The sequence below is a fragment of the Schaedlerella sp. genome (genome assembly GCF_056796775.1).
This window is the reverse complement of sequence record NZ_JBQIKP010000011.1, coordinates 55,700-80,940: the sequence shown is the minus strand read 5'-3', so window position 1 is coordinate 80,940 and position 25,241 is coordinate 55,700. Positions and strand designations below refer to the sequence as shown.

General features: G+C 50.1%; 20 protein-coding genes and 1 riboswitch. Of the genes, 2 read left to right on the top strand and 18 right to left on the bottom strand.

The annotated features are described in order from the left end of the window. Positions 1-102: 102 nt before the first annotated feature. The 4 genes from ACTOY7_RS07715 to ACTOY7_RS07700 all read right to left on the bottom strand — a co-directional run bounded on the left by ACTOY7_RS07715 (position 103) and on the right by ACTOY7_RS07700 (position 5,560). Positions 103-2,286, bottom strand: a complete 2,184-nt coding sequence (locus ACTOY7_RS07715) for an alpha-galactosidase (RefSeq protein WP_300822856.1) — start codon at positions 2,284-2,286, stop codon at positions 103-105. Positions 2,287-2,546: 260 nt separating this feature from the next. After that, positions 2,547-3,389: a carbohydrate ABC transporter permease gene (locus ACTOY7_RS07710; protein WP_160280161.1), complete on the bottom strand. Its 843-nt coding sequence runs from the start codon at positions 3,387-3,389 to the stop codon at positions 2,547-2,549. Further along, positions 3,389-4,255, bottom strand: coding sequence for a carbohydrate ABC transporter permease (locus ACTOY7_RS07705; protein ID WP_160280163.1), 867 nt, complete (start codon positions 4,253-4,255; stop codon positions 3,389-3,391). Before ACTOY7_RS07705 ends, ACTOY7_RS07710 begins: the two co-directional genes overlap by 1 nt. A gap of 21 nt (positions 4,256-4,276) precedes the next feature. Next, positions 4,277-5,560, bottom strand: coding sequence for an ABC transporter substrate-binding protein (locus ACTOY7_RS07700; RefSeq protein ID WP_160280164.1), 1,284 nt, complete (start codon positions 5,558-5,560; stop codon positions 4,277-4,279). A gap of 345 nt (positions 5,561-5,905) precedes the next feature. Between ACTOY7_RS07700 and ACTOY7_RS07695 the strand changes: the two genes are divergently transcribed. After that, positions 5,906-6,763 carry an AraC family transcriptional regulator gene (locus ACTOY7_RS07695; protein ID WP_160280167.1) on the top strand — a complete coding sequence of 286 codons (858 nt, stop codon included), beginning with the start codon at positions 5,906-5,908 and terminating at the stop codon, positions 6,761-6,763. A 77-nt stretch (positions 6,764-6,840) separates the two neighbouring features. Here ACTOY7_RS07695 and ACTOY7_RS07690 read toward each other — a convergent pair whose 3' ends face one another. From ACTOY7_RS07690 to ACTOY7_RS07625, 14 genes are all read right to left on the bottom strand, one after another. Beyond that, entirely contained in the window at positions 6,841-8,451 is a 1,611-nt protein-coding gene (locus ACTOY7_RS07690) for a Na+/H+ antiporter NhaC family protein (RefSeq protein ID WP_482670408.1), read from the bottom strand. 32 nt (positions 8,452-8,483) lie between these two features. Then, positions 8,484-9,059, bottom strand: coding sequence for a response regulator transcription factor (locus tag ACTOY7_RS07685; protein WP_160280171.1), 576 nt, complete (start codon positions 9,057-9,059; stop codon positions 8,484-8,486). Continuing rightward, positions 9,056-10,489 (bottom strand): sensor histidine kinase, encoded by a 1,434-nt coding sequence (locus ACTOY7_RS07680; protein ID WP_482672664.1) that lies wholly within the window; start codon positions 10,487-10,489, stop codon positions 9,056-9,058. Before ACTOY7_RS07680 ends, ACTOY7_RS07685 begins: the two co-directional genes overlap by 4 nt. Positions 10,490-10,675: 186 nt before the next feature. Continuing rightward, a complete protein-coding gene (locus tag ACTOY7_RS07675; protein ID WP_482670406.1) occupies positions 10,676-11,635 on the bottom strand; it encodes a carbohydrate kinase family protein in 960 nt (319 codons plus the stop codon). Positions 11,636-11,785: 150 nt separating this feature from the next. Continuing rightward, the gene (locus ACTOY7_RS07670) at positions 11,786-13,603 is read right to left on the bottom strand and encodes a peptidoglycan-binding domain-containing protein (RefSeq protein WP_482670405.1); all 1,818 of its coding nucleotides are present in this window, start codon (positions 13,601-13,603) and stop codon (positions 11,786-11,788) included. Positions 13,604-13,740: 137 nt separating this feature from the next. Then, positions 13,741-14,688, bottom strand: a complete 948-nt coding sequence (locus ACTOY7_RS07665) for a TIGR03943 family putative permease subunit (protein WP_160280179.1) — start codon at positions 14,686-14,688, stop codon at positions 13,741-13,743. A gap of 33 nt (positions 14,689-14,721) precedes the next feature. Further along, entirely contained in the window at positions 14,722-15,999 is a 1,278-nt protein-coding gene (locus tag ACTOY7_RS07660; protein WP_482670404.1) for a CobW family GTP-binding protein, read from the bottom strand. A 300-nt stretch (positions 16,000-16,299) separates the two neighbouring features. After that, a complete protein-coding gene (locus ACTOY7_RS07655) occupies positions 16,300-17,055 on the bottom strand; it encodes an exodeoxyribonuclease III (protein WP_482670410.1) in 756 nt (251 codons plus the stop codon). Positions 17,056-17,064: 9 nt separating this feature from the next. Further along, a complete protein-coding gene (truA, locus tag ACTOY7_RS07650) occupies positions 17,065-17,856 on the bottom strand; it encodes a tRNA pseudouridine(38-40) synthase TruA (protein WP_160280183.1) in 792 nt (263 codons plus the stop codon). 125 nt (positions 17,857-17,981) lie between these two features. Next, a complete protein-coding gene (locus ACTOY7_RS07645) occupies positions 17,982-18,647 on the bottom strand; it encodes an ABC transporter ATP-binding protein (protein ID WP_300884283.1) in 666 nt (221 codons plus the stop codon). Continuing rightward, positions 18,592-19,503, bottom strand: a complete 912-nt coding sequence (locus ACTOY7_RS07640; RefSeq protein WP_160280186.1) for an ABC transporter ATP-binding protein — start codon at positions 19,501-19,503, stop codon at positions 18,592-18,594. The genes ACTOY7_RS07645 and ACTOY7_RS07640 overlap by 56 nt, the downstream gene beginning before the upstream one ends. Further along, positions 19,503-20,315 carry an ABC transporter permease gene (locus ACTOY7_RS07635; RefSeq protein WP_160280188.1) on the bottom strand — a complete coding sequence of 271 codons (813 nt, stop codon included), beginning with the start codon at positions 20,313-20,315 and terminating at the stop codon, positions 19,503-19,505. The genes ACTOY7_RS07640 and ACTOY7_RS07635 overlap by 1 nt, the downstream gene beginning before the upstream one ends. A gap of 22 nt (positions 20,316-20,337) precedes the next feature. After that, the gene (locus ACTOY7_RS07630) at positions 20,338-21,276 is read right to left on the bottom strand and encodes an ABC transporter permease (RefSeq protein ID WP_394683254.1); all 939 of its coding nucleotides are present in this window, start codon (positions 21,274-21,276) and stop codon (positions 20,338-20,340) included. 97 nt (positions 21,277-21,373) lie between these two features. Further along, a complete protein-coding gene (locus ACTOY7_RS07625; RefSeq protein WP_482670403.1) occupies positions 21,374-22,924 on the bottom strand; it encodes an ABC transporter substrate-binding protein in 1,551 nt (516 codons plus the stop codon). Between the two features lie 580 nt (positions 22,925-23,504). After that, positions 23,505-23,600: riboswitch (purine riboswitch) on the top strand. Positions 23,601-23,851: 251 nt separating this feature from the next. Here ACTOY7_RS07625 and ACTOY7_RS07620 point away from each other — a divergent pair. After that, positions 23,852-25,210, top strand: a complete 1,359-nt coding sequence (locus tag ACTOY7_RS07620; RefSeq protein ID WP_300884282.1) for an 8-oxoguanine deaminase — start codon at positions 23,852-23,854, stop codon at positions 25,208-25,210. Positions 25,211-25,241 lie beyond the last annotated feature (31 nt).

The window sequence follows — 25,241 nt, the reverse complement described above, 5'->3', positions numbered from 1 at the left end:
CTTTTAATTTCGAACAAATTTCGGATAAAAATATCAGACAAAGATCAAGGCCGTCCACTACCGCTGCCTGTACAAAACAGCGGTCCGGACGGCCTGTTCCATCTATTTATCCAATTCAAAATACATCTGATGCGCGTCGTATTCCCCGAACGTAACCGGAAGCGGAATTCCTGTCTCCATCAGCGCGTCCGCCGCATACAGCCTTCCGCTCACCTGTTCCCGGTACATGCATCCGCTTTTCAGGCCCTTGGGCTTCACATAGTTTACCGGCATATTGCCGTGAACCTCCAGCATTACCGCACAGATCAGCACCTGCGACTGATCCTCGGAAATAAACTGCCATGCTCCCACCTGCTGCTCGAATGGATTGGTCAGACGGTAATACAGTCCATTCTGAATCAGAGGCGCGTACCGGTGATAATCCGCCACCTGACGCCGTATCTCCTGCTTGTCCTCTTCCGAGAGTCTTCCCAGATCCAGCTCATAGCCAAAGGTTCCTGCCATGGCGGTAATGTTCCTGGTTGCCAGGGATGTGACCCTGCCGGTCTGGTGGTTGGGCACTGCTGATACGTGCGATCCCACCGTAGACACCGGATATCCAAAAGATGTCCCGTACTGGATCTTTGTCCGGTCCACCGCGTCCGTATTGTCACTGCACCAGATCTGCGGTGTATAGTAAAGCATCCCGGCATCAAATCTTCCGCCGCCACCGCTGCAGCCCTCGATCAAGATATTAGGATACCGCCGCGCCAGCCGTTCCAGGAAATCATAGAGTCCCAGGACATAATCGTGGAGTACCTTTCCCTGCTCCTCGGTCCCGCAGGAATAGATGTCCGCAAGCCCTCTGTTCATATCCCACTTCACATACTCGATATTTCCCTTGTCCAGAACCTTGCAGATCTGTTCAAAAATAGAATCCACAACCTCTTTTCTGGAAAAGTCCAGCACAAGCTGATTCCTCGCGCGGACCGGATTCCGCCCCGGGATCCGCATCGCCCAGTCCGGATGCCGCTTGAAGAGGGCGCTGTCCTCATTGACAGACTCCGGCTCGATCCAGATCCCGAACTTCACTCCTAGATCATTGATCCTTTGGATCAGGCTCTCCAGAGATTCTCCCAGCTTTTCCTCATTAGCATACCAATCTCCCAGGCCGCTGTTGTCGTCATCCCGCTTACCGAACCATCCGTCGTCCAGCACCAGCATCTCGATCCCCAGCTCCGAGGCCTGTCTTGCAAGCTGATAGATCGCCTCTCCGTCAAAGTCAAAGTAGGATGCCTCCCAGCTGTTTACCAGGATCGGACGGACCGCGTCCCTGTATTTCCCACGGCAGAGATGCGTCCGGAAGCATCTGTGCAGATTCTGAGACAGCCTGGACAGTCCGTTCCTGCTGTATGTCATCGCAACCTCCGGAACCAGGAACTCCTCCTCCGGCTCCAGCGGATAGGAAAAACGCTCCTCATAAAGTCCCAGCTGGATCCGGGTCTGGTTGAACTGGTCACGTTCCACTTCACCCTTGAACCCGCCACTGTACAAAAGGGACATGGCATAGCAGTTCCCTGTGTCCTCCGTCGTCTCCCGGCCTGCCAGTATCATCATCGGATTGTATTGATGACTGGAAGTTCCGCGCCTGCTGCCGATGCACATGGTGCCATGGGCCACAGGCATCCTCTGGAAATTCCGTTCCATCGCGTGGCGTCCATAAAAGCTGATCAAATCAAAGTCCCCGCTCACAAAGTCCAGACATGCCGGCTGGATCTTTTCCAGATATACTTTACTTTTTCCACCGTTCACCACTCTCGCGCTTCGGGTGATCACATCGTACTCCGGCAGCACGCCGTAGAGCAGATAGACCGAGACCTTTGTCACCGGATCCTCCATGCGGATCTCCAATGTCTCGGCTTCCTCTTCCTCTGCATAAACAGCCGGAAGCCCCTGGATCGAATATTTTCCCTTTCGGATCTCATACCCTCGAAACCGAAGATCACAGCTGACGGAGCCGTCCGCATTTCTTACAGCGATCGCAGGGCTTCTGTAGTCCCCATTCCCAAGACATGGAAACTCCTGCGGCAAAACGTCCATCGAATACGTCCGGTCACTGCCCACATCATAAGGATTGCCGGAAAAGCCTCTGTCCGCATACGTCAGCAGATAGTCCATACAGCCTTCCGTCTTCCTGCCGTAGTATAAATGCAGAAGAAACCCGAACGGATCAACCTGCATTTGATACGTTGAATCTTTCGTGTGCAGTGTAAAAGTCTTTCTCGTTTCATCAAAAACAATTCCCATACCTTCAATCTCCTTTTCTCACATTGCACCTGATACAGCGTTTATCAAGCTTCTGAATTTTTTACAGAATAACCGCAAATAAGTATAGCGCATGAATGATTCGTATGCAATCATTTTTCAAAAAATTTCCAAAAATATAAAGACTGCCGCCGTCTTTTCCATTCTATGCAAAAAGAGACAAAGCGGACTTATAAAAAGTCCGCCTCGCCCTGTGAGCCGCCGCACATAGAGGCTGTGACTCATTTTTATATACCGTACAATTATTTTACCGCTCCGTTTACCACGCCGTTCAGGATCTGCTTCTGGCAGATGATGTAGAAGATCAGGATCGGCAGCAATGCCAGCAGGTAGGATGCAAATGCCAGGTTGTAGTTCGTGCCGAACTGTGTCTGGAAGGTCAGCTGTGCCAACGGCAGAGTATTCATTCCGCTTCCGGACATGATGACCAGCGGTGTCATAACGTCATTCCATGTACCCAGCGCTGTCAGTACCGCAACAGTCGCATGCATAGGCTTCATGATCGGGAAAATGATGCTCCAGTAAGTACGGAAGGTGCTTGCTCCGTCCACCCGGGCCGCTTCCTCCAGGGCTACCGGGATATTTACCAGATATCCGGAATATAAGAGCACGTTCATGGGCATATAGAATACCACATAACAGAGGATCACGCCTACCAGATTGTCAATTCCCATCTGCGCCGTCTGCTTTACCAGAGGCATCATCAGGATCGCAAAGGGTACGAACATCCCGCTTACGATGTACAGGTATGAGAAATTGTAAAATTTATTTTTTGCTTTATTTCTTCCCACCGCATATCCGATCATGGAATGGATCAGGATGGATATAACCACCGTGATCACCGTGATCATAAAGCTGTTAAACAGGGAACGCCAGAAATCTGTCACACGCATTGCCTCCGCGAAGTTCGCAAGGCTCCAGCTCTTCGGCAGGGACAAGATTCCGGAGATGCTGTTTGTCATCTCGCTGGGCTGCTTGAACGCGATCACGATCGTCATATAGAGTGGAAAAGCTACAGTGATCAATCCAATGATCAGCAGAATCGTAATAGGCCAGTTTACTCTCTCGTTTACTTTCTCTTTCATTATAACTGCTCCTCCCTCTTACTTGTAAATGTCATCTGAGCTACGGAGATCACTACAATCATGATAAAGAATACAACTGCGTTCGCACTCTGGAATCCGAACTGTCCGCCTGACATACCGTTGTTGTAGATCAGGTAGGAGATGGACTCTGTACTCTGTGCAGGACCGCCCTTTGTCAACGCCATGATCTGATCGAATACCATCAGGAAGTTCTTCATACACAGCACCATGTTGATGCTGAAAAATGGAAGGATCAGCGGGAAGGTCAAATGCTTGAACTGGGACCATCCGGTAGCGCCGTCAATGGAGCCTGCCTCATATACGTCCTCCGGCACCGTCTGCAGGCCGGAAATGTAGATGATCGTATTCATTGCGATGGACTGCCATGCACATACGATCATGATTGCAACCCATGCCCACTTTGTACTTGCCAGCATACTGGTTCCTTCTCCGCCCATCATCTGGATCACTGCCGGAAGGATGTATGTAAAGAAATAGTTGAAAATATAGCCGACTACCAACGCGCCGAGGATGTTCGGAATAAAGTACAGTCCGCGCAGCGCGCTCTTAAATTTGATCTTGCTGTTCAGGCCCAGCGCCAGGATCAGGCTGATCACGTTGACCGCAATGGTGGAAACCAAAGCCAGCTTAAAGGTGAACCAGTAAGATCTGCCAACACGTCCGTCCTGGAACAGGTCGATATAGTTACGGAATCCAACCCAGTTATAGGAGCCGTATCCTTTAAAGTTCGTGAAACTGTAGATTGCGCCCTTGATCAAAGGCAATGTATTAAACAAGAAGAACAAAATGAGGATCGGTATCGTCATCAGTAAAAATGTCCGTTCTCTGTCATTCATTTTTTTCATTTTCTTCCCACTCCTTTCCGATTACTCATTTCCGTGTGCCGCTTCATATTCCTCTACCAGACGAATAATGTCGCGGTTGTAACGCAGCCAATCCTTATCAAATTTTGCAAGGAACGCATCTACATCCTGGTTGATCAGGAATGTCTGGATCTGTGCGTCCACTGCCATCTCTGAAGGATAGTAGTGATCCTGGTAGTCAGACATGATACCCTGTTCAATATACTCTGTCATACCGTCCACTTCACTTGCAAGCTTAAAGCTGTCATCCTTACACGGTACTGCATTCTGGTCATCCAGGTACATCTGGATGTTGTCGTTATCCAAAAGGAAATCAAGCACTTCATAAGCCGCTTCCTTATTTTTACATTCAGATGTTACACAGAACTGAAGGTCTACACCGGAGTTCAGTACGTTGCCGCCTTTTTCATCGCTTCCCGGCATTACAAAGGAGTCAATGTTCATATCCGGATTTACGGATTTGATCTGAGGTACTGCATAGCTTCCAATGGTATACATTGCGCACTCGCCGTTCGCAAAAGCGGTACAAGCGTCATTGTAGCCATACGCAAAGGGTCCTTCTTCACCGTATTCTACCAACTGCAGCATTTTCTCCGCAATCTCTCGGTACTCATCCGTAAATTTGGTCTCACCGCGGTTCACCTGCTTGCACACATCAGCCGGCGCCAGGTCTACTGCCAGGGCGTTCCACGGTGCCAGACAGGTCCAGGTATCCTTGAAGCCGAAGTACATTGGCAGCACGCCTTCTGACTTGATCTCTTCACACAGGTCCATGAATTCCTCCCATGTCTCCGGGATCTCCCATCCATGCTCCTCGAACATATCCCTGTTGTAGAGCACTCCGGCCGCGTTCGCCACATAAGGAACTCCGAAGGTTCCTTCTGTCGGAACGAACTCCAGATTCTCCAGGATGTCCAGGTAGGACTGCTTGATGCTGCTCAGGCCCTGGTAATCGGAAACATCGGCAAGGATATCAGAATCTATGAAATAAGAATAGTTGATATCTCCTCCGATTCCGATGATATCCGGATAGTTCTCACGGATAAACCGGGTTTTCAAAATAGTCATTGCGTCATTCGGTGAGTCGATCTTGAGTACGATGTCGTCATGAGTCGCGTTGAACTCTTCTTCCAGCTTCTCGAATACACCCACTGCTTCCTGCTTGTACTGCACCAGCTCGACCACGGTCTTGCCTGCGTTTTCATCTGTCCCGCATGCACTGAGACACATTGCGATCAGCATGATGCCTGCCAGTAGTACACTTACTGCTGCTTTTCTTTTTCTCATTGCTTCACTTTCTCCTTTCCCTTACAGAAACATCTTTGGTTTCTCTGATGAAAATATTATACATTCCATAATGCGACTGATAAATAGCCGCATTTTAGGCCTTTTATACCTTTATGCCATTTTATTAAAATTTTATAAAAGTAGGCTAGCATTTTGATATATAGGAAAAAAATGCACCTTTTCGAATTCTTTACACTTGCATAAATGACTGTTGACGTGTATTATAAATAACGGTTTAATTTCAAAAAGCAACAGTTTTCGTAAAGTCAAAAAAGTATAAAATGGAAAAATGTCTACAGCAACAGAAACAGACTTTTCCGGTTGATCCTGGTTAGGGAGGTTATTATGCAAGAAATTATTTTTTCCGTATTTCCGAGCGAAAATTTTGTGGACCTTGGGCTGTACCAATATGGCTGGGAGCAATGCGCCCCTTCTCACTCTTATGGTCCGGCCGCCAGAAATCATTATTTATTCCATTATGTCATTTCCGGAACAGGCACATTGATGGCCGACGACACCAACGGTATTACGCAGACCTACCAGGTCAAGAGCGGACAGGGCTTCATGCTGTTTCCCGGCCAGATCAATACTTATATTGCCGACAAAAATCTCCCCTGGGAATATGTATGGGTAGAGTTTGACGGTCTCCGGGCAAAGGGGGCGGTGGAACTTGCCAGCCTTTCCATGAATCATCCGATCTATCACGCGCGTTCCAAGGACCTGCGTGAGAATATGTTCAGCGAAATGATGTATCTCGTTGAACATAAGGATATGCCCCCCCTGCACCTGATCGGACACGGATATCTGTTCCTGGATTTTCTCACCCGTTCAGCCGCCAATGTGACAGCACAGAAAAGCGGGAGGGTCCGTGACTTCTATATTAAAGAAGCACTGACTTATATGGAACAGAATTTCCAGAATGATATCTCCGTAGAGGATATCGCCGCCACCTGCGGCCTGAACCGCAGCTACTTCGGAAAGATCTTCAAGGAAGCACTGGGAAAGACTCCCCAGGAATTCCTGCTCAACTACCGCATGATCAAAGCCTCTGAGCTTCTAAAGCTGACCGGCCTGTCCATCGGAGATATCTCCAATGCGGTAGGCTATGCCAACCAGCTTCATTTTTCACGCGCGTTTAAGAATATGTATGGTATGGCGCCGAGAGAATGGCGGAACCAGAACCGGGTGATGATCCAGACATAAAAGACAAAAGCACCGCTCCTCTTTGAGGCACGCAGTGCTTTTTTTATGATGTTATGTTCTTTTTTTGCTTTTATGATCTATGCCTCTCTTTTACTGTTCTTCATTACAACCAGCACCGCAATCATCAGCAGGATTCCTATAGGAAGCGAGATCACAGGTGTCTGTACGAAGCCCGCTACAATATACGTCACGCAGGAGACCGCCGCAACAATGATCGCATAGGGAAGCTGCGTGGATACATGGTTCACGTGATTGCACTGGGCCCCTGCGGATGCCATGATCGTGGTATCGGAAATCGGCGAACAGTGGTCGCCGCACACCGCGCCTGCCATACATGCGGAGATTGCTATGATCATCATGGTCTCATTGTGTGAAAATACATCAACAACAATCGGAATCAGGATGCCGAAGGTTCCCCATGAGGTTCCCGTAGCAAACGCCAGGAAGCATCCTACCAGGAAGATGATAGCCGGAAGCAGGTTCATCAGGCCTCTTGCGCTGCTGTTTACAACCCCTGCCACGAACACATCCGCTCCCAAGCTGTCCGTCATTGCCTTCAGTGTCCATGCCAGCGTCAGGATCAGAATGGGAGAAACCATGGCCTTAAAGCCTTCCGGAATACAAGCCATAGATTCTCTGAATTTCAGTACCTTCCGCACAGCATAGAATATAATCGTAATGATAAACGCAAAGAAGCTGCCCAGCATCAATCCCACGGAAGCGTCGCTGCCGGAAAATGCTTCCACAAATCCTGCCCCTTCGAAAAATCCGCCCGTGTAGATCATTCCGACCACACAGCAGACGATCAGCACGACAATTGGGAAGATCAGGTCAATAACTCCGCCCTTTTGGTTGTTTTCCTCTTCCTCCGCATTCGCGTAAGGCCTGTCCGGAGTCGTGTACAGATCCCCTTTCAGAGCATTTTCCTCATGCTTCCTCATCAGACCGAAGTCCGCATTCATCACCGTCAGTCCAACCATCATGACAATAGTCAGAAGCGCATAGAAATTGTAAGGGATCGCGCGAATAAAGATGGACAATCCATCTTCCCCTTCCACAAACCCGGTCACTGCCGCTGCCCAGGATGAAACAGGAGCGATGATACACACCGGAGCTGCCGTGGCATCAATCAGATACGCCAGCTTGGCGCGTGATACGTTATGCTTGTCCGTCACAGGACGCATCACGCTTCCCACGGTCAGGCAGTTAAAGTAATCATCAATAAAGATCAGCACTCCAAGGAATACCGTAGCAAGCTGTGCGCCCACACGGCTTTTGATGTGCTCGCTCGCCCAGCGTCCAAAGGCTGCGGAGCCGCCGGCCTGGTTCATCATGCAGACCAGGATCCCCAGAAGCACCAGGAATACCAGGATCCCCACGTTGTACGCATCTGACAGGGAACCGATGATCCCGTCCTGAAATACATGGGTGATGGTCAGCTCAAACGTAAATCCGGAGTAAAACACGCCTCCGATCAGAATCCCTACAAACAGGGAACTGTATACTTCCTTTGTGATCAGCGCCAGCACGATCGCCACCACCGGCGGGATCAGCGACCAGAAGGACGCATACATGGAGGGCACATACTCTTCCGCCTCTTCCGCGGCAAACGCCAGCATCGGACAGCACATCGTCAGCAGCATGGCTGCGGAAACCGCCCACATCATCTTGTGTTGTATTCTTTTCATCTTTTAACCTCTCTATTCCTCTTGATTCCTTTTTATTCCTTAAACATGCTGAATACATGCATCAGTTCTTTTTGATTCTCCAGGCCCAGCTTTTTCACGATCCTGCCCTTTTGATTCGCAATGGTCTTGGGAGATGACAAAAGTGTATTTTCCTTTCCCATCATAATATGGAACACCGCCTTCTCTGCTTCCGAAAGGCAGGAAAGCGCAGCCGAAGCGATCAGATATTCCTGAGCCGTATGCCCCTCCGCGGTGGCCCGGATATTTTCCACTAAAAAGGACATCTGGCTTTTAAAGATATAGCCCGATGCAAATGCCTCTTCCGCCGCCTTAAAGATCATATCCGGTGTATCAAGAGCCGTAAGGATCAGCACCTTTGCGTCTGTCTGAATTCGGATCTCCCTGGAAAGGAGAATCCCGTCCATATTGGACACGCCCAGATTCAGATCCATCAGCACGATATCCGGATGCTCCTCATGCACCTTTTCCAGTACTTTCTTCTGATCTTTTCCGCCGATGATCACTTCGATATCCTTTTGTTTTTTCAGTAATTTCTGAACCAGGTATACAAAATCCTCGTCATCTTCTACAATCAATACTTTTATCATCTCGATCTTGTCCTACCCCCCCCCCTGAATCCCCGGGGTAAACACAATGTAAACTCTGTTCCATGCCGATCCGCTTCCGTAGAACTTTTTACATTAATATAACCGTTATGCCGTTTGACCACGTCCCTGCAATAAGCAAGTCCGAGCCCAAAATGGGAATAGTCCGCATAACCGGTATAATAATAATCAAATATATGTCCCAGGTCCTTTTCCGGTATTCCATGACCTGTATCAGATACGCGGAGTAAGACAATATCCTTTTTCGGTCTCTGGGCGGCAAATGTTAATATGCCGTCCTCTCCCATAGAGTCTATTGCGTTTGCTGCCAGGTTACTTAAAACCTCCTTCATGTGATAAGGGTCGCCATACAGGCCGGAAACATTGGGATCCATGTCGATCCTGACCGTTCCCTTCCACTCTGCAAGTTCACCTGCGATTTCTTCAAAAAGCGCCTTTATGTCAATCGGCTCCAGTTCAATATGAATATCTCCGGAACACATATTGCTTCGCCGGACAAACTCCTCAATGTGGGTAATGGAGCGGTCCATGATGTCCAGCTCATCTTCCGCCTCTGAAATTCCCAGCTCACGGATGAACTGAGTGCTCAGACGGAGCTTTGCGGTTTCATTTTTCAGCATATGGATAACATAGCTGATATCCTCCGGAAGCCGCGGCTTGTCCTCCGACCAGTCAAAATACTGCCTGTTCAGCCGCAATCCCCAGATCCCCTTATGGAACAGAAGGTAGAGGTAATAAAACAGCAGGCCGAAAATGATCAGCACATTGCCCTGCCAGAGCTTATACAGCTTTTCCAGTCTCAGCATATGGACAGGAAATATCGTGATCAGCCAGTACCAGAGCGGCAGAAGCACAAACACGGCAATAAACCTGCGCTGACTGAGCTGGTGGCATTTTCTCTCCCGGAACAAAGTCGCCATGATCAGTATGGTCATAAACACCCCGTATAGGAGATTGTAGATCCCCATCATTATAAATGCTTCCGAATGTGTGTTGATGATCCGTTTTGTCTGGCTCCAGGGATAGATGATCGCGAACACCAGCGCAGGCAAAAACACAGCGATCCGCATCACCCGGAACAGCCTCGGCCTTCGCGTATCCATACAGTTGAAGTATAAGCTGCAGATGACGCCGCAGGGCATCGCAAGATAATAAAGCACCGCTGTCAGAACCGAGTTGGTCAGTTCATCCAGATGGTATCTCACTCCCAGAAAGCACATACAGATATCCGAGAAAATGCCGCTGTAATATATGTATTCCTTCCATACCCCAAGACTCAGCAAAAAACCGGTGATACAACACCATTGATTTACTTTATTACCCGGGCTGGAAAGCAGGATCATCAAATGCAGTACCCAGATCAATACTGTAAAGAGGAGCAAAAATGTGACTGGTAAGCCCTGTTCAATCATTGCCATCCCCCCAACCCGGACAGAACAACCATCATAACTTCACACAAGCATATACGCAAAGTTTTCTAGCTTTCTCTTATTTTACACCATTCTTATTAATGTTATAGTATCATTTTTGAAGTGTCAATATGATACTCCTGGAATCTTCCCAAATTTTATAGGATTTCCGGCATTCCTCGCCTTTTCTCAGCCGCAGATTAAATTCTCTACCTCTACCTTCTCCGGCATGGTGCGGATCGCTCCCTTTCTTGTTGTAACGATCGCCGCTGCCGCATTTGCAAATGTGAGCATCTCTCCGAGCTGTTCTTCCGTCAGATTCTCAAAATCATGCTCCAGGATATAATTCAGAGAGCTTCCGCAGAAAGTATCCCCCGCGCCTGTCGTCTCGATGGTCCTGCACTGAAAGCCGGCCCTCTCGACGCGCATGCCTTTATAATACGCGCGGCTCCCATCCTTCCCCATGGTCAAAAGGATGAGCGGGATCTGATATGTTTCCTGAAGGTAACGGATTCCCTCGTCATAATCCTCCTTGCCGGATACGAACTGGATCTCATTGTCGGAGATCTTCAGGATATCGCAGAATCCGAATCCATACTCCATCTGCTCCTTCGCCAGCTCCAGGGAACTCCACAGCGGCGGTCTTAAGTTCGGATCAAAGGAGATCAGAAGTCCTTTGTCCTTCGCTGCCTTAAGCGCCTTTTTGGTGGCCTCGCGCACGCCTTCGTGGGTCATGGACAGCGTCCCGAAGTGGAACAGCCTGGTCTTTGCCAAAAATTCCTCATCCACCTCTTCTGCTGTCAGCATCATATCCGCCCCCGGATTCCGGTAAAACGAGAACTCCCTGTCCCCGTCCGGAAATGTGTGGACAAAGGCCAGAGTCGTGTTCACCTGCTCATCGGTCAGCAGATTAGAGGTATTGATCCCCACATCTTCCAGAGTTGCCCGAAGCAGTGTCCCGAACTGGTCCTTTCCGACTTTTCCAAGAAACGCGGTCTTTTTGCCCATTTTATTTAAAAGCGCCAGCACATTACACGGCGCCCCTCCGGGGCATGCCTCAAACAGGTTGTTGCCCTGCTCGCTCTGGCCGCTCATTGTAAAATCAATCAAAAGCTCCCCCATCGCGATCACGTCAAATTGTTTTTCCATTCCTTCCTTCTCCTTTCATCTGGCGATTGTACCTTTTGAGTTGCGGGACACGCCCGGCCGAGGTGTGACCCGCAACCCTTTTGAACAATTTATACGATATAAGTATAGCGGATTTCGGCACAGAATACAATGATACAAATCATATTCCGACTATTTTACCGGAATCAGCAGTGTCTGACCGATATAGATCATATCGCTGGTCAGCCCGTTCAGTTCCCGGATTGCCTCTACCGTAGTGTTGTACCGTCTGGACAGCTCCCACAGGGTATCCCCCACACGGACCGTATATTCAATATAAGAAACCTCCGAAGACGACGGAATCTTAAGCACCTGTCCGATATACAGCATACTTCCCGTCAGACCGTTCAGGCTCTTGATCGCGTCCACCGTGGTATGATATCTCTGGGACAGAAGCCAGAGCGTATCGCCCGGCTGAACCACATATTCAATATAGTCGGTACCCGGTCCAGGCATGGGAACATTTTCTCCGATTCCCAGATATACATCATAAAGCGCCTTCCAGGTATTTACTCCCACAATCCCGTCCGGATCCAGCCCAGCAGCGTTCTGAAACGCAATGACCGCCTGCCTGGTCCCGCTGCCGAATATCCCGTCCTGGGAGACCCGCGGAACCGTGGGATAAAATTCCGAGGTCAGATTCAGCAGATACTGCAGGGTGATCACATCCGCTCCCCGGGAGCCCTGCCGGAGCACCGAGCCCGGCGGAACCGTTCCGATGCCCAAAGCCGTGCCCTCGCTGTCCAGTTCTGCCAACCTGGCTACGGCAGTATACAGATAGGAAATCTTATACCAGGTGGATTTTCCCACCACCCCGTCCGCTGTCAGATTGAAAACGCTCTGAAACTTGGTCACTGCGGCCCGGGTGCTGTCCCCGAATACCCCTGCTTCATCTGTGATCTCCGGAATGGCCGGATAATTTCTGCGGATCCTGTTCAGCCAGGTCTGGATCACCTGTACGTCGAGTCCTCTGCTGCCGGTCCGAAGAGGAGTGCCCGGATAGGAAGACAGGACTCCTGTTACAGCATTCGTTTCTGCGATTTCTATATTATTCGGGTAGTAATTTCGGAGAATCTGCAGAGGTGTCAGCCCTCTCTCCGCCAGACTGACCGTCCCCCACTGGGACAGCCCGGAACAGGTCGCAGTCGTTCCGTTACAGAATGAAGTAAAATAGGGTGCGTTCTGTCCCTGTCTGCGGACATACTGGTTAAAGATCTCGTCCACGATCCTGCTGATAGATTCGAAGATCGTACGCCCATGCACATAAGCCTGATCATAAGCCGTACTGCTGGTGATATCGAAAGAGTAGCCGCGGCTCCTATACCACTCGGTAAACACACGGTTCAGCGCAAATGTAATGATTGCATAGATATTTGCCCGCAGCGACGCGTCCGGCCAGGTCGGATAGATCTCGCTGCTGGCAACATTTTTGATGTAATCGGTAAACCGTACCTGTACGTTAGCGGCCGAGGAGGACGGGCTGCCCAGATGTACCGTGATTGGATCCGGAATGACAACCTGCCGCAGAACCCGCAGCTCAGGCTCCGGCTTTTCCTGGATTCGCCTGATGTCCGATGCGGCGGCAGGCTTCTCAATGGTAATCTCATTTACCATCGGGCTGCGCTGCGTCTGCTGCATGGGCAGAAGCTCCGCCGGCTGGATCGCCGTCTCATCCTCATAGATGGGCACCCCGGAAATGTAAAGGGAATTGAAGCCTGCCGCCCGCACAAGTACGTCATATCCGGTATAGGGCGTTCCGGAATAGTCCGGATCCAGAGAAAGGCTCCTGTCCATGGTCTCCAGGGAAACCCGCTCTGTTTCCCCGCTTTCATCTGTCGTCAGCTCATAGACGCTGCTGCCTTGGGGATCCAGGATCCGGATCTCCGCTCCCACGATCGGAACGGCCCCGCCCGCAGTCCGCGCCTGAATGATCAAATATCCTTTCGCCATAAAGTCTGAAGCTCCCTGTTTTCGTCTGTTTTATTATATGACAGCCGTGCGCGAAAGGTTCCTGCATTTTAAACGATATTCTACGAAGGCGCTGTTTTAGGATCCTGTCCGAACCCGGGCGAATCAGCAATGCTTCATCAGTTAAAATATACCAGTTCTTCAATCGGATCCGCCATCTCCACATTTTCTGCTTCCAGTACCGGTCCTGTCCCCCGATACAGGGCCATCCGGGCAAATCCGATTTTTGCGCGGACCTTCACCCACTGTCCGGGTTTCAGCTTCGGCGCATAGGCGCTTTTGCATATATAACCGAGAAATGTCGTATCATCCGCACAGCAGGTCATTGCCATACGCCCCGGCAGGAATGTCTTCGAGGGGAAGGAGCGGGGTTTCAGTACCTTGGCCGTGTACTCTACCACCTTCCCTTTGTATTTATCCGGATGTTCCATCATGTCCACATACCAGATCCCATAATCTTCGGGCCGGATCTCGATGACGGGCGCATCCATATCATAGGGAACATCATTTTCAAAAATATTTTCCACTTCGCCCTGTTCATCCTCAAAAATGACCTCCGCCTGTGGGCTCACCACCTTTACGCTCCTGCGGTAGCCAGCCAGCGGCTTGATGTCATTGCATCGGTTGAACAGCACCAGCTCCGATCCCCGGACCATCTCCACAAACAGCGGTTTCAGATTCGTCAGATACATCTGGAATGTGCTGGCATCTACGGTAGTCAGCTTCTGCTCGATCCCCCAGCCGTCGGGGAGCTTCAGCTTTTCAAAATCGCTGACCTTCCACATGCCGTTGTATTCTACCACGACCCGCTCCGGATGATGCTTTTCATCCAGCGCTTTCAAAAATTCCTCCGTCAGCTCTTCCTGGGATTCCACCCGTTCCACAACAATATTGAACTTTTTCAGCCCGGCCGCGCCGTATTCCTCCTCCCCTTCCTCACAGAGGATCAGAAGTGTGGTCCCCGGGATCTGAAAATAGTCCTGCTCCAATGTAAACTTCAAAAACTGGGTCTTTCCGCTGTCCAGAAAACCAGTCATCAGATATACCATTACATCTGGTTGATCCATTTTTTCTTTCCTTTCCGGCCAAACGCCCGTCTTTTACAGTCCGAAAAGCTCCGCCAGCTTTTCTTCGTTCAGCTTCGAGCCAATGACGCAGACGCGTCCCGTATACTCCGCGGATCCGCTTCTGACCTCATGCTCCTCCGGCACCATATCGAAATAGATCCACTCTCCGTCCGCTCCGGCAACCATGCCCTTTGCGCGCAGGATCGTACCATAGATCTCTTCGGATTCCAGAGATTTTAGAATGCTGCTGATTTCTTCCTTCGTATAAGTCCTGACCGTCTCCTTCCCCCAGCTTGTGAATATCTCATCCACGTGATGGTGGCCGTGGTGATGGTGACCGTGATCGTGGTCATGGTCTCCATGAGCCTCGTCATGGTGATGCCCGTGGTCGTGGTCTCCATGAGCCTCGCCATGGTGATGCCCGTGGTCATGTCCTCCATGAGCCTCGTTATGGTGATGCTCGTGGTCATGGTGATCATGTCCGTCATGGGATTCGTCATGGTGGTGCCCGTGACCATCTTCTCCATGAACCTCATTATGATGATGCTCATGCTCTTCATGGTCTTCCCCGTGATGATGGTGTCCGTGTCCTGCATGATCTTCTTCATGATGGTGATGATGATGGTCATGGCCGCATCCGCATTCTTCCCCATGTTCATGGACTTCCCCGCATTCCGGGCAGCGAATCTCAGAGAGCAGCTCTTCCTCCAGGGACTTGCTTCCTTCCATGATCTCCAACAGCTTTTCGCCGGAAAGCTCCGCAATCGGAGTTGTAATGATGGGAGATTTTGCGTTAATCTCCCGGAGGATCTTCACGCTTTCCTCAATCTTCTCCTGCTTTGCTTTGTCGGTCCTGCTCAGGATCACCGCCCCTGCATATTCAATCTGGTTGCTGAAAAATTCACCGAAATTCTTGCTGTAAATCCTGCACTTCGTCACATCGACCATGGTCGTAAAGCTGTTCAGCTTCGCGTCGATCTGCTCCGCCACATCCTGCACGGCCTTGATCACATCAGAGAGCTTTCCCACACCGGACGGTTCGATCAGAATCCTTTCCGGATGATACGTGTCCACAACCTCCTTCAAGGATTTTCCAAAATCTCCTACCAGAGAGCAGCAGATACAACCGGAATTCATCTCCCGGATCTCAATGCCGGAATCCTTCAAAAATCCACCGTCAATCCCGATCTCTCCAAATTCATTTTCAATCAGGACAACCTGCTCTCCTGAGAATGCCTCCTGCAGCATTTTCTTAATGAACGTTGTTTTTCCAGCTCCCAAAAAGCCGGAAATAATATCAATCTTCGTCACGATATCAGCCTCCTGTTATTTCCAGTATCCGTTTCATCCGGATTATCGAAAGCCGAATTCTTTGCCCCGGCCATCCACACTCCGTTTTTTTGATTCTACCTCTCTATTTTACTCTTTTATCTGATTTGTGCAAGTCCTGATTTTTCAAAATGCTACAGGCTGCAGGCCAATCGTTTTACAGCCTGCAGCCTGTACTTAACATCTGCGTCTTTATTCAATGATGATCATTTAAGGAACTGCCGATAAATGACTTATACGGCTGGCTTGTCTCAATCATTCATCTGCACAAGTTCGTCATCGTCAGCTCCTAAGATCCAGCTCGATTGGGCAATGATCCGACCCGTACACCTCTGTCAGGATCTTTGCGTCCGCCAGCTGATCCTTCAGGCTTTCCGACACACAGAAATAGTCGATCCGCCACCCCGCGTTTTTCTCCCGGGCTTTGAACCGATAGGACCACCAGGAATAGATTCCTTCCTGGTCTGGATAAAAGTACCGGAAGGTATCAATAAATCCGGCATCCAGAAGTTCCGTGAACTTCTGCCGCTCCTCGTCCGTAAACCCGGCGTTTTTCCGATTGGTCTTCGGATTTTTCAGGTCGATCTCCTGATGTGCCACATTCATGTCCCCGGTCACAATCACCGGCTTCGTTTCCTCCAGGCGCTTCAAATAACCGCGGAAATCATCCTCCCATTTCATCCGGTAATCCAGACGCTTCAATCCGTCCTGCGAATTGGGCGTATAGACCGTGACGAAATAAAAATCCTCAAACTCACAGGTGATCACACGTCCTTCCTGATCATGCTCTTCCATCCCGATTCCGTAAGCCACGTTCAGAGGCTCTGTTTTCGTAAATACCGCAGTCCCGGAATAGCCTTTTTTTACCGCATAGTTCCAGTACTGGTGATAGCCTGCCAGTTCCAGCTCAAGCTGTCCCGCCTGCAGCTTCGTCTCCTGCAGACAGAGAATATCCGCATCCGCCTGTTTAAAAAAATCCAGGAAACCTTTCTGCATACAGGCTCGGATTCCATTTACATTCCATGAGATCAGTTTCATCATCTGCTGTCATCCTTTCTTGATCATTTTACCTGTCGTATTACAGGTCACACCTTGGCCTGTAACTCTGTAGTATACTTCTTTCAGCGTCAGTCCGCAAGCCGGCGCCAAAAATCCCGCCTGCCAGCGTTCCCCGCCGCGCAAAAGCGCGGCTGTCTCTTTGGCAGTCCGCTTCCCGGTTCCCACCTCCAGAAGCGTCCCGGTCAGGATCCGCACCATATGGTACATAAATCCGTTTCCCTCGTAGACGATCTTTAACTTGCTTCCCTCTTCCTCCATTTGGATATCATAGATCTTTCGAACCGTAGACTGATCCTCGTTCCGGTCTGTAAAGGCGGCGAAATCATACTGTCCGACCAGGCATCCCGCAGCCGCTTTCATCGCCTTGATATCTAGTTTTTCCGGAAAATGAAAACAATATTTTCTGGTAAATACATCCGCCTTTTCCCGCATATCAATATTATATTCATAGCGTTTCCCAACCGCGCTGTAACGGGCATGAAATCCATTTTTCACAAGCTTGGCGCCGGTCACCCGGATATCCCCGGGCAGCATCCGGTTCAGTTCCGCCTGAAATACTTCCTCATCCACTTTTCCCGGCAGGCAGATACTGGCAGTCTGGGCTTCTGCGTGTACGCCCCCATCCGTCCGTCCGGATCCATGGACTTCTACCGAAAACCCTTTGAGGTCACGTATGGTCCGTTCCAGCGTTCCCTGAATCGTCAGCTCCGTGTCCGGCTGTCTCTGCCAGCCCTGATAGCGTGTTCCGTCATATGCAATTGTCAGTTTATAAGTTCTCATACGTCACCTCTGAAAAACACATCCATACGGTTCCCTGCCTTGCAAAAAGCAATCATCAAACACACTCCGGCGGTGTCCGGGCTATGCAGTGAACGCACAGTCCGGAGCCTTCTTTTCATGCTTGCCTACGCCTCATCCAGACTGCACACCTTTCCGTCTTGGAGAAGCAGAACTCTCCCGCACAGCATACTGACCACATCCAGATCGTGGGACACGAACAGATAGCAGATTTTTTCTTTCTCCTGCAGTTCTTTCAGAAGGGCAATGATCTGCGCCTGCACCGTCACATCCAATGCGGAGAGCGGTTCGTCCGCCAGGATGAACTTCGTCCCTGTGATCAGTGCCAGGGCAATACTGACCCGCTGCCTCTGCCCGCCGCTCAGCTCCCGCGGATATCTTTCGTAAAAATCCTCCGGCAGATGAACCCGCTGCAGCATTTCCACCGCCTCTTTGCGGCGCTCCTGCCTGCTAAATCCGCCTTTTACCCTCAGCGGTTCCTCCAGGATCCAGCCGATGGTTTTCCTCGGGTTCAAGGCACTGAACGGATCCTGAAATACCATCTGTGGACGCTGCGTATAATGGACAATCTCCCCTTCGTAGTCTTTCAGAAGTCCCAGCACACATTTACAGAGCGTGGATTTTCCACTGCCGCTTTCGCCCACCAGTCCGACGATCTCCCCCTCATATAGGGTAAAAGAAACATCGTCCAGAATCTGTCTTCTCGTTTTTCCCTCTCTATAATAAGCATTTACATGCTTCACTTCCAAAATCTTTTCCAGCAAAGCCCTCACCTGCTTTCTTCCTGCGCCTCAGTAGCTCATAATACCGATTTTCTCTTGTTCTTGCCGGGATAGCCGCGATCAGTTCTCTGGTATATTCGGACTGCGGGTTCTCAAAGATCTCCGCACAGTCCCCTTCCTCCACGACCTGGCCGTCCTTCATGACCAGCACGCGGCGGCAAAGCGTATTGACCACCCGCAGGTTATGAGAGATGAACAGGATGCTCATTCCATATTTCCGGTTCAGCTTTTTCAAAAGCTGCAGAATGCTTTCCTGGGTCCTTACGTCCAGCGCAGTGGTCGGCTCATCTGCGATCAGCAGCTTGGGGCGGCATACGATTGCCGCGGCGATCATCACCCTCTGCCGCATTCCCCCGGAAAGCTCGTGAGGATATTTTTTATACAATTGTTCCGGATGTTCCAGCTCCACCTCTTCCAGCGCTCTCAGAGCAAGCTCTCTTTGCTCCCTTCTCTCCATACGGAGCCGACCTCCTCTGTCCCGGCGTCTTCTCCTGGAATGCAGAAGCAGTGCTTCCTCCACCTGCTTCCCGATCCGCATGGTAGGATTCAATGCGGTCATGGGTTCCTGGAAGATCATGCTGATCTCATTTCCCTGGACTCGACGCATTTCCTTTTCCGACAGTCCGAGCAGGTCCGTATCGTCCAGCCAGACCCTTCCTCCGTCCAGGACCGCATGCTTTTTCAAAAGCCCGGCAATGGTCAGCGCAGTCATCGTCTTGCCGGAGCCGGATTCCCCCACGATTCCAAGGATATCCCCGTTCTCCACTGCAAAGGAGACATTTTTTACAACCTCTTCCCGTTCACTTCGGTCTTCAAAATGAATCGACAGATTTTCTACCTTCAGCATTATCTTCCACCTCCAAACTGATCCAGGATCCCTTCTCCTAACAGTCCCACGCCCAATATCAGCAGAACCAGGAACGCGCCTGGAAAGATCGCGCACCACGGCCCACCTGCCAGATAGGTCTGGGATTCGGAGAGCATCCTTCCCAGGCTGGCATCCGGCGGCTGCACTCCGATCCCCAGGTAGCTCATACTGGCCTCCGCAAGCACCGCATTGTTGAATCCGATCGCAAGGGCGGACAAAAGCGCCGGCAGGATGTTGGGCAGCATGTGTACAAACAGAATCCGCGGTGTGGAAACGCCGATCAGCCTTGTGCTGGTCACATAATCCGCCTCCCGCAGCCGTAAAAATTCTCCCCGGACGATCCTTGCGAAGCTGGGGATAAATGCGATCCCAAGGGCCAGCATCACTTTATAGGTGCCCGGTCCCAGCAGGGTAATGATGACAAGTGCCAGCAGGACGCTCGGGAAGGCGGCTACTGCGTCATTGACCCGCATCAGCCCTTCATCCAGCCAGCCTCCGAAATATCCGGTGAAAGCCCCCACAAGAATGCCGGCGATTCCCCCCATCAAAATCGTTCCCAGGGCAATGAGCAGCGTACTCCCTGCCCCTGACAGCACACGGCTCAGGATATCCCGGCCGAACTGATCCGTACCGAAAATGTGCAAAAGGCTGGGCGGCTGGAGCTTTAAAGAACCCTGCATGGCCTCCGGATCATAAGGGGTCCAGACGAATCCCAGCAGGATCAAAGCCAGCATGAAAACCGTGATCACTGCACCAAGTATGAAATTACAGGAGGTTATCTTTCGTTTCATGTTTTGCCCACTCCTTTCCCGCTCACACCTCAATCCGTTTGTCCAGTCTATGATACAGCAAGTCCACCAGCGTATTCATTACCAGTGTCACCACCGCGATCAGTACGATGATCGCCTCCACCACCGGATAGTCCCGTTTGGAGATCGAACCGATCAGCGTCCTGCCAATCCCCGGAATCCCGAAGACATGCTCCACAACGATACTGTTTGCGATCATATCGGCAACCGCCATCCCCAGAAATGTGACCACCGGGACGATCCCGTTCCGGAATGCATGGCACAGCAGAACCCTCCACGGGCTGTTGCCCCGGCTGTAGGCAGTCCGCACATAATCCTGGTGCATTTCCGCAATCAGAGAGTTCCGAAGCATTTTCGTTGTCATAGCGGCCCTGGGAAGAGCGATCGCCAGAGACGGAAGGATCAGATAACTAAGAAACCCGGACATGCTCTCCGTATAAGACACATATCCTCCCGGAGTAAACCAGCGGAATACCAGTCCGAAGATCACGGTGAATATGATCCCGATGAAAAACGGCGGGATCGACATAGTCACCTGATTGAGGATCAAAAACATCCGGTCAAAAAAATGGTTCTCATACCGGACACTTAGAATACTCACCGGAACCGACAAAAGCAGCGTAAAGCAAAATGCAAGAACCGTCATGGCAACCGTGATAGGAAGTTTATCCCCGATCATCTCCCGGACCGAGATCTGATAAAAGTAGGAAATGCCCATATCCCCTGTCAGGAAATCCTTTCCCCACTGTACATAGCGCTCCGTCAGGGGGCGGTTGAGCCCCATTTCCTCACGCAGTGCCTGCACTTTGCTTTCCGTTGCTTCCGTGCCCAGGATGGTCCTGGCCGGATCCCCCGGGATCACTTCAAACGCAAAGAAGGCAAGTATGCTGACAATTAATAATGTGATTATAAGACCAATAATTTTTTTGATAATATATTTCATACCTGCCTCCTGTTGTTTTTTCTATACACCATTTTCATACAGACACCACTGTGCCTGTATCTGTTTAATCCTTTCGGAAATGTACAGAATATGCATCCTACTCTACCGCATAAACAGTAGACATATCCTGTACATACAGCGGATAGAACTTATATCCGTCGAACCGGTCGCTGATCGCGACCATATTTGCCAGATCCTGGATATATACGTTTGCCGCGCGCTCGGTCAGGATTCCTTCCGCCTCTTTATACAGCTTTACCTTCTCCTCTTCATCTGTGGTCGCGATCGCTTCCTGGAAGACCCTGTCATATTCCTCATCGCTGAACTTGATGAAATTCCCGTGGCCATCTGTCGTAAAGCGTTCCAGCATTGCCCGGGCGGACAGATTGGAAGCGTCCACTCCGACCACTGTAGATTCAAATTCGCTGTTGGCATAGACATCCTCCAGCCATGCTTCCCACTCTACCGGCTTGATGGTCGCATTGACGCCGATATTTTTCAGCTGCTCCACGATCACCTGTGCCGTGTCCACATGGGGCTTGTCCGCCGCGCTGACCGTGATCTCCAGATCAAATCCGTCGGCATATCCTGCTTCCTTCAGAAGATCCTTTGCCTTCTCATAGTCTTGCTCATAGTAAGTGGAATATTCCTCGTCAAAATACTTTTTCAGCCCCGGATACATGCTGGTTCCGATCCGCACGCCTTTTCCGTCCGCGATCATATCCATGATCTCCTGGGGATCAATGGCATAGCAGAGCGCCTGCCGTACTTTCTCGTTATTCAGCGGTTCCACGGAATTGTTCAGATACAATGCCTGCACCAGGTTCATGGTTCCTTCTTCCACATGGAAGCCTTCTGTCAGCTCCGCCGCCTGACTTGTCGTCAGTCGCATGGCCATATCGATCGAACCGCCTTTTAAGTTGGTCACCAGCATATCAGCATCCGCTACTACCCGAAATTCCACCTCATCCAGATGCGCCTTCTCACCCCAGTAATCCTCATTTTTCACAATGATCACATTTTCCTGAGGATTCCTGGAATCGTACTTGAAGGGGCCGGTCCCGATGGGATCCGTCTCCAACTCTTCATAATCCTTCGGCACGATGGCGGTGGTCATGTACGCCAAAAATTCCGTATTGGCCTCTGACAAATGGATCTCTACCGTCTTCTCATCCGGGATCTCCACACTCTCTACAATAGAATACGCCGATACCAATGGATCCCCATTTGACGTATCGGCGCATTTATCAATTGAATATTTAACATCCTCAGCAGTCACAGTGTTCCCATTGTGAAACTTCACGCCTTCGCGGAGTGTAAATGTATACACCTTCGCGTCCTCGGAAATCTCGTAGGATTCTGCGAGTGCTTCGATCAAATTACCATCACTGTCCGGCTTTACCAGACCTTCGTAAATGTTAAATAAAACCTCTTTTGTTCCTGCCGATACTGCTCTGTGTGGGTCAAGACTGTCGAGATCCTGGGAAATACCAACCTTGATACTTCCACCCTCGACCGGGTTTTTACTGTTTGGAAGCTCATTTTCCGTTGTAGACTCGGGCTCCTTCTTGTCACCTGAGCATCCGCTCAGTGCAACAGATACTGCCATCGTAAGCATCAAAAGAATACTTGTGATTCTTCTTTTCATGTTCTGTCTCCTTCTTCAAATAACCTTCATTATTAAATTGTCAATTTCATTTTAAAGTAAGAAACGCAGTTTGGCAAGTTTTTATTTGGGTACAATTTTATCTCCATATTTTCCGCAATGCAAAAACCCACCATTCCCTTGTTTCAGTTTCCCTTCATCCGATAATTTACTGAATTCATTTTCTATCCTGCTGATTATATCAACAGTTATACTCAACCGATGATGTCCGGGCAAAATCCGTTTTATACTTAGATATGGTACATCTTTAATAATTACAACTGTATCCAGCGTCAGAGATGGACAATTTTTCATGAAATTGGTCATATTTATCTTGAACATTTTGAAGGTGATTTTATGACATATAAGGAAAAAGAGGCAGAAGCCCTTTTTTGCTAAATACAGTATTGCGCCTCCACCATTAATTAATATTACAAATTGTAAATCCCCTTCGGGTATTGCTGACAATTTTTACGTTTGTCCGCACCCTCTCTTGTCATTATGCACAATTTTCCCCTCTCATTTCACAGCACTTTTCACATATTTTTCAAAACATCTTGACATCAATCATAAGCCGCCTTATAATGACACCTAGAAATTAGCTTGTATAAGTTCATGATCGGATGAGCGTGTCTACCAACTGCCGTAACAGTTGACTACAAGTCTTTGGGATACCCGAAGATTTTTAGTTGATTGTTACGGCAGTTTTTATGTTTCCATAAATTTGGCTGCCGACATGGGAAACGAAACCTGACACGTCTGTCATATGCATATTCCTTTGCGCACGGGATAGTGCAATACCATTCCTGAATCTTATCTGATCGGTATACTGACATACCGACGCAATTTCACACAGCAAAATTTAAACACGATTTATTTCAGTAAAAGTCCCCGCAGCAAGTTTCGAGGGAATAAATTTGGAGGAAAATCATGAGCAGTTTATTGATTAAAAATGCTTCTGCCATTGTAACCTGTGATAAAAATGATGCCGTATTAGAGGATTCCCATATCCTAATCGAGGACGGCGTCATTACATACATGGGCTGTGAGCCTAAGTCAGCGGACGAGACCATCGACGCTGCCGGCTGTATCGTCTATCCCGGATTGATCAACACGCACCATCACCTTTACCAGACGTTCAGCCGGAATCTGCCCCAGGTGCAGAATATGGAGCTGTTTGACTGGCTGACCACGCTCTACGAGATCTGGAAAAACCTGGACGGCGACATCATTTACCAAAGCTCCATAACCGGGATGGGCGAATTGTTAAAGACAGGCTGTACCACCTGCTTTGACCATCATTACGTCTTTCCCGGCGGCAATTCCGGGACGCTTCTGGAATCCCAGTTTGCCGCGGCACGGGAGCTGGGCATCCGGTTCTACGCATCCAGGGGAAGCATGGACCTGAGCAAAAAGGACGGAGGACTGCCGCCGGACAGCGTGGTTCAGACCGTGGATGAGATCTTAAAGGATTCCCGCAATGCGGTAGAAACATACCACGATCCGGCGCCGTTTTCCATGGAAATGGTGGCGCTGGCTCCCTGTTCCCCGTTCAGCGCCAGTGAAGATCTCTACCGTCAGTCCGCGATCCTGGCAAGGGAGCTGGGCGTGCGCCTGCATACGCATCTGTGCGAGACCATAGATGAGGAAAATTATGTACTTGGGAAATACGGAAAACGTCCGCTGTCCTATATGGCGGATATGAATTGGGTCGGAGACGACGTCTGGTACGCACACGGAATCCACTTTAATGATGAGGAGCTGGCGCTGCTGGCAAAAACCGGAACCGGTGTCGCGCACTGCCCCATCTCCAACATGAAGCTGTCCTCCGGCATCTGCCGGATCCCGGATATGCTGAGGCTGGGTGTTCCGGTTGGCCTGGCAGTGGACGGAAGCGCAAGCAACGACGGCTCCAATCTCCTGGAGGAACTGCGCACGGCATTCCTGCTGCACCGTCTTCATTCCAGCAAGCTGGCTCCCAGCGGATATGACGTGCTGAAAATAGCCACCAACGGCAGCGCAAAGGTGCTGGGCCGTGAGGACATCGGATCTCTGGAAACGGGAAAAGCAGGAGATCTGTTCCTGATCCGCAGAAACCGTCTGGAGCTGGTCGGCGCCGACCTGGATGTAAAGTCCATGCTCGGTACTGTCGGCATAAAGGGCGCAGTGGACTGTACCGTCGTAAATGGCCGGATTGTGGTGAAAAACGGGGAACTTGTAGGGATTGATGAGGAAAAAGAGATCCGCATCGGCCGAAAGCTGGTCAATGCTTACCTGAATGGGATCTGATCAAACGGTGTTACTATGAACAGCCAGGTAA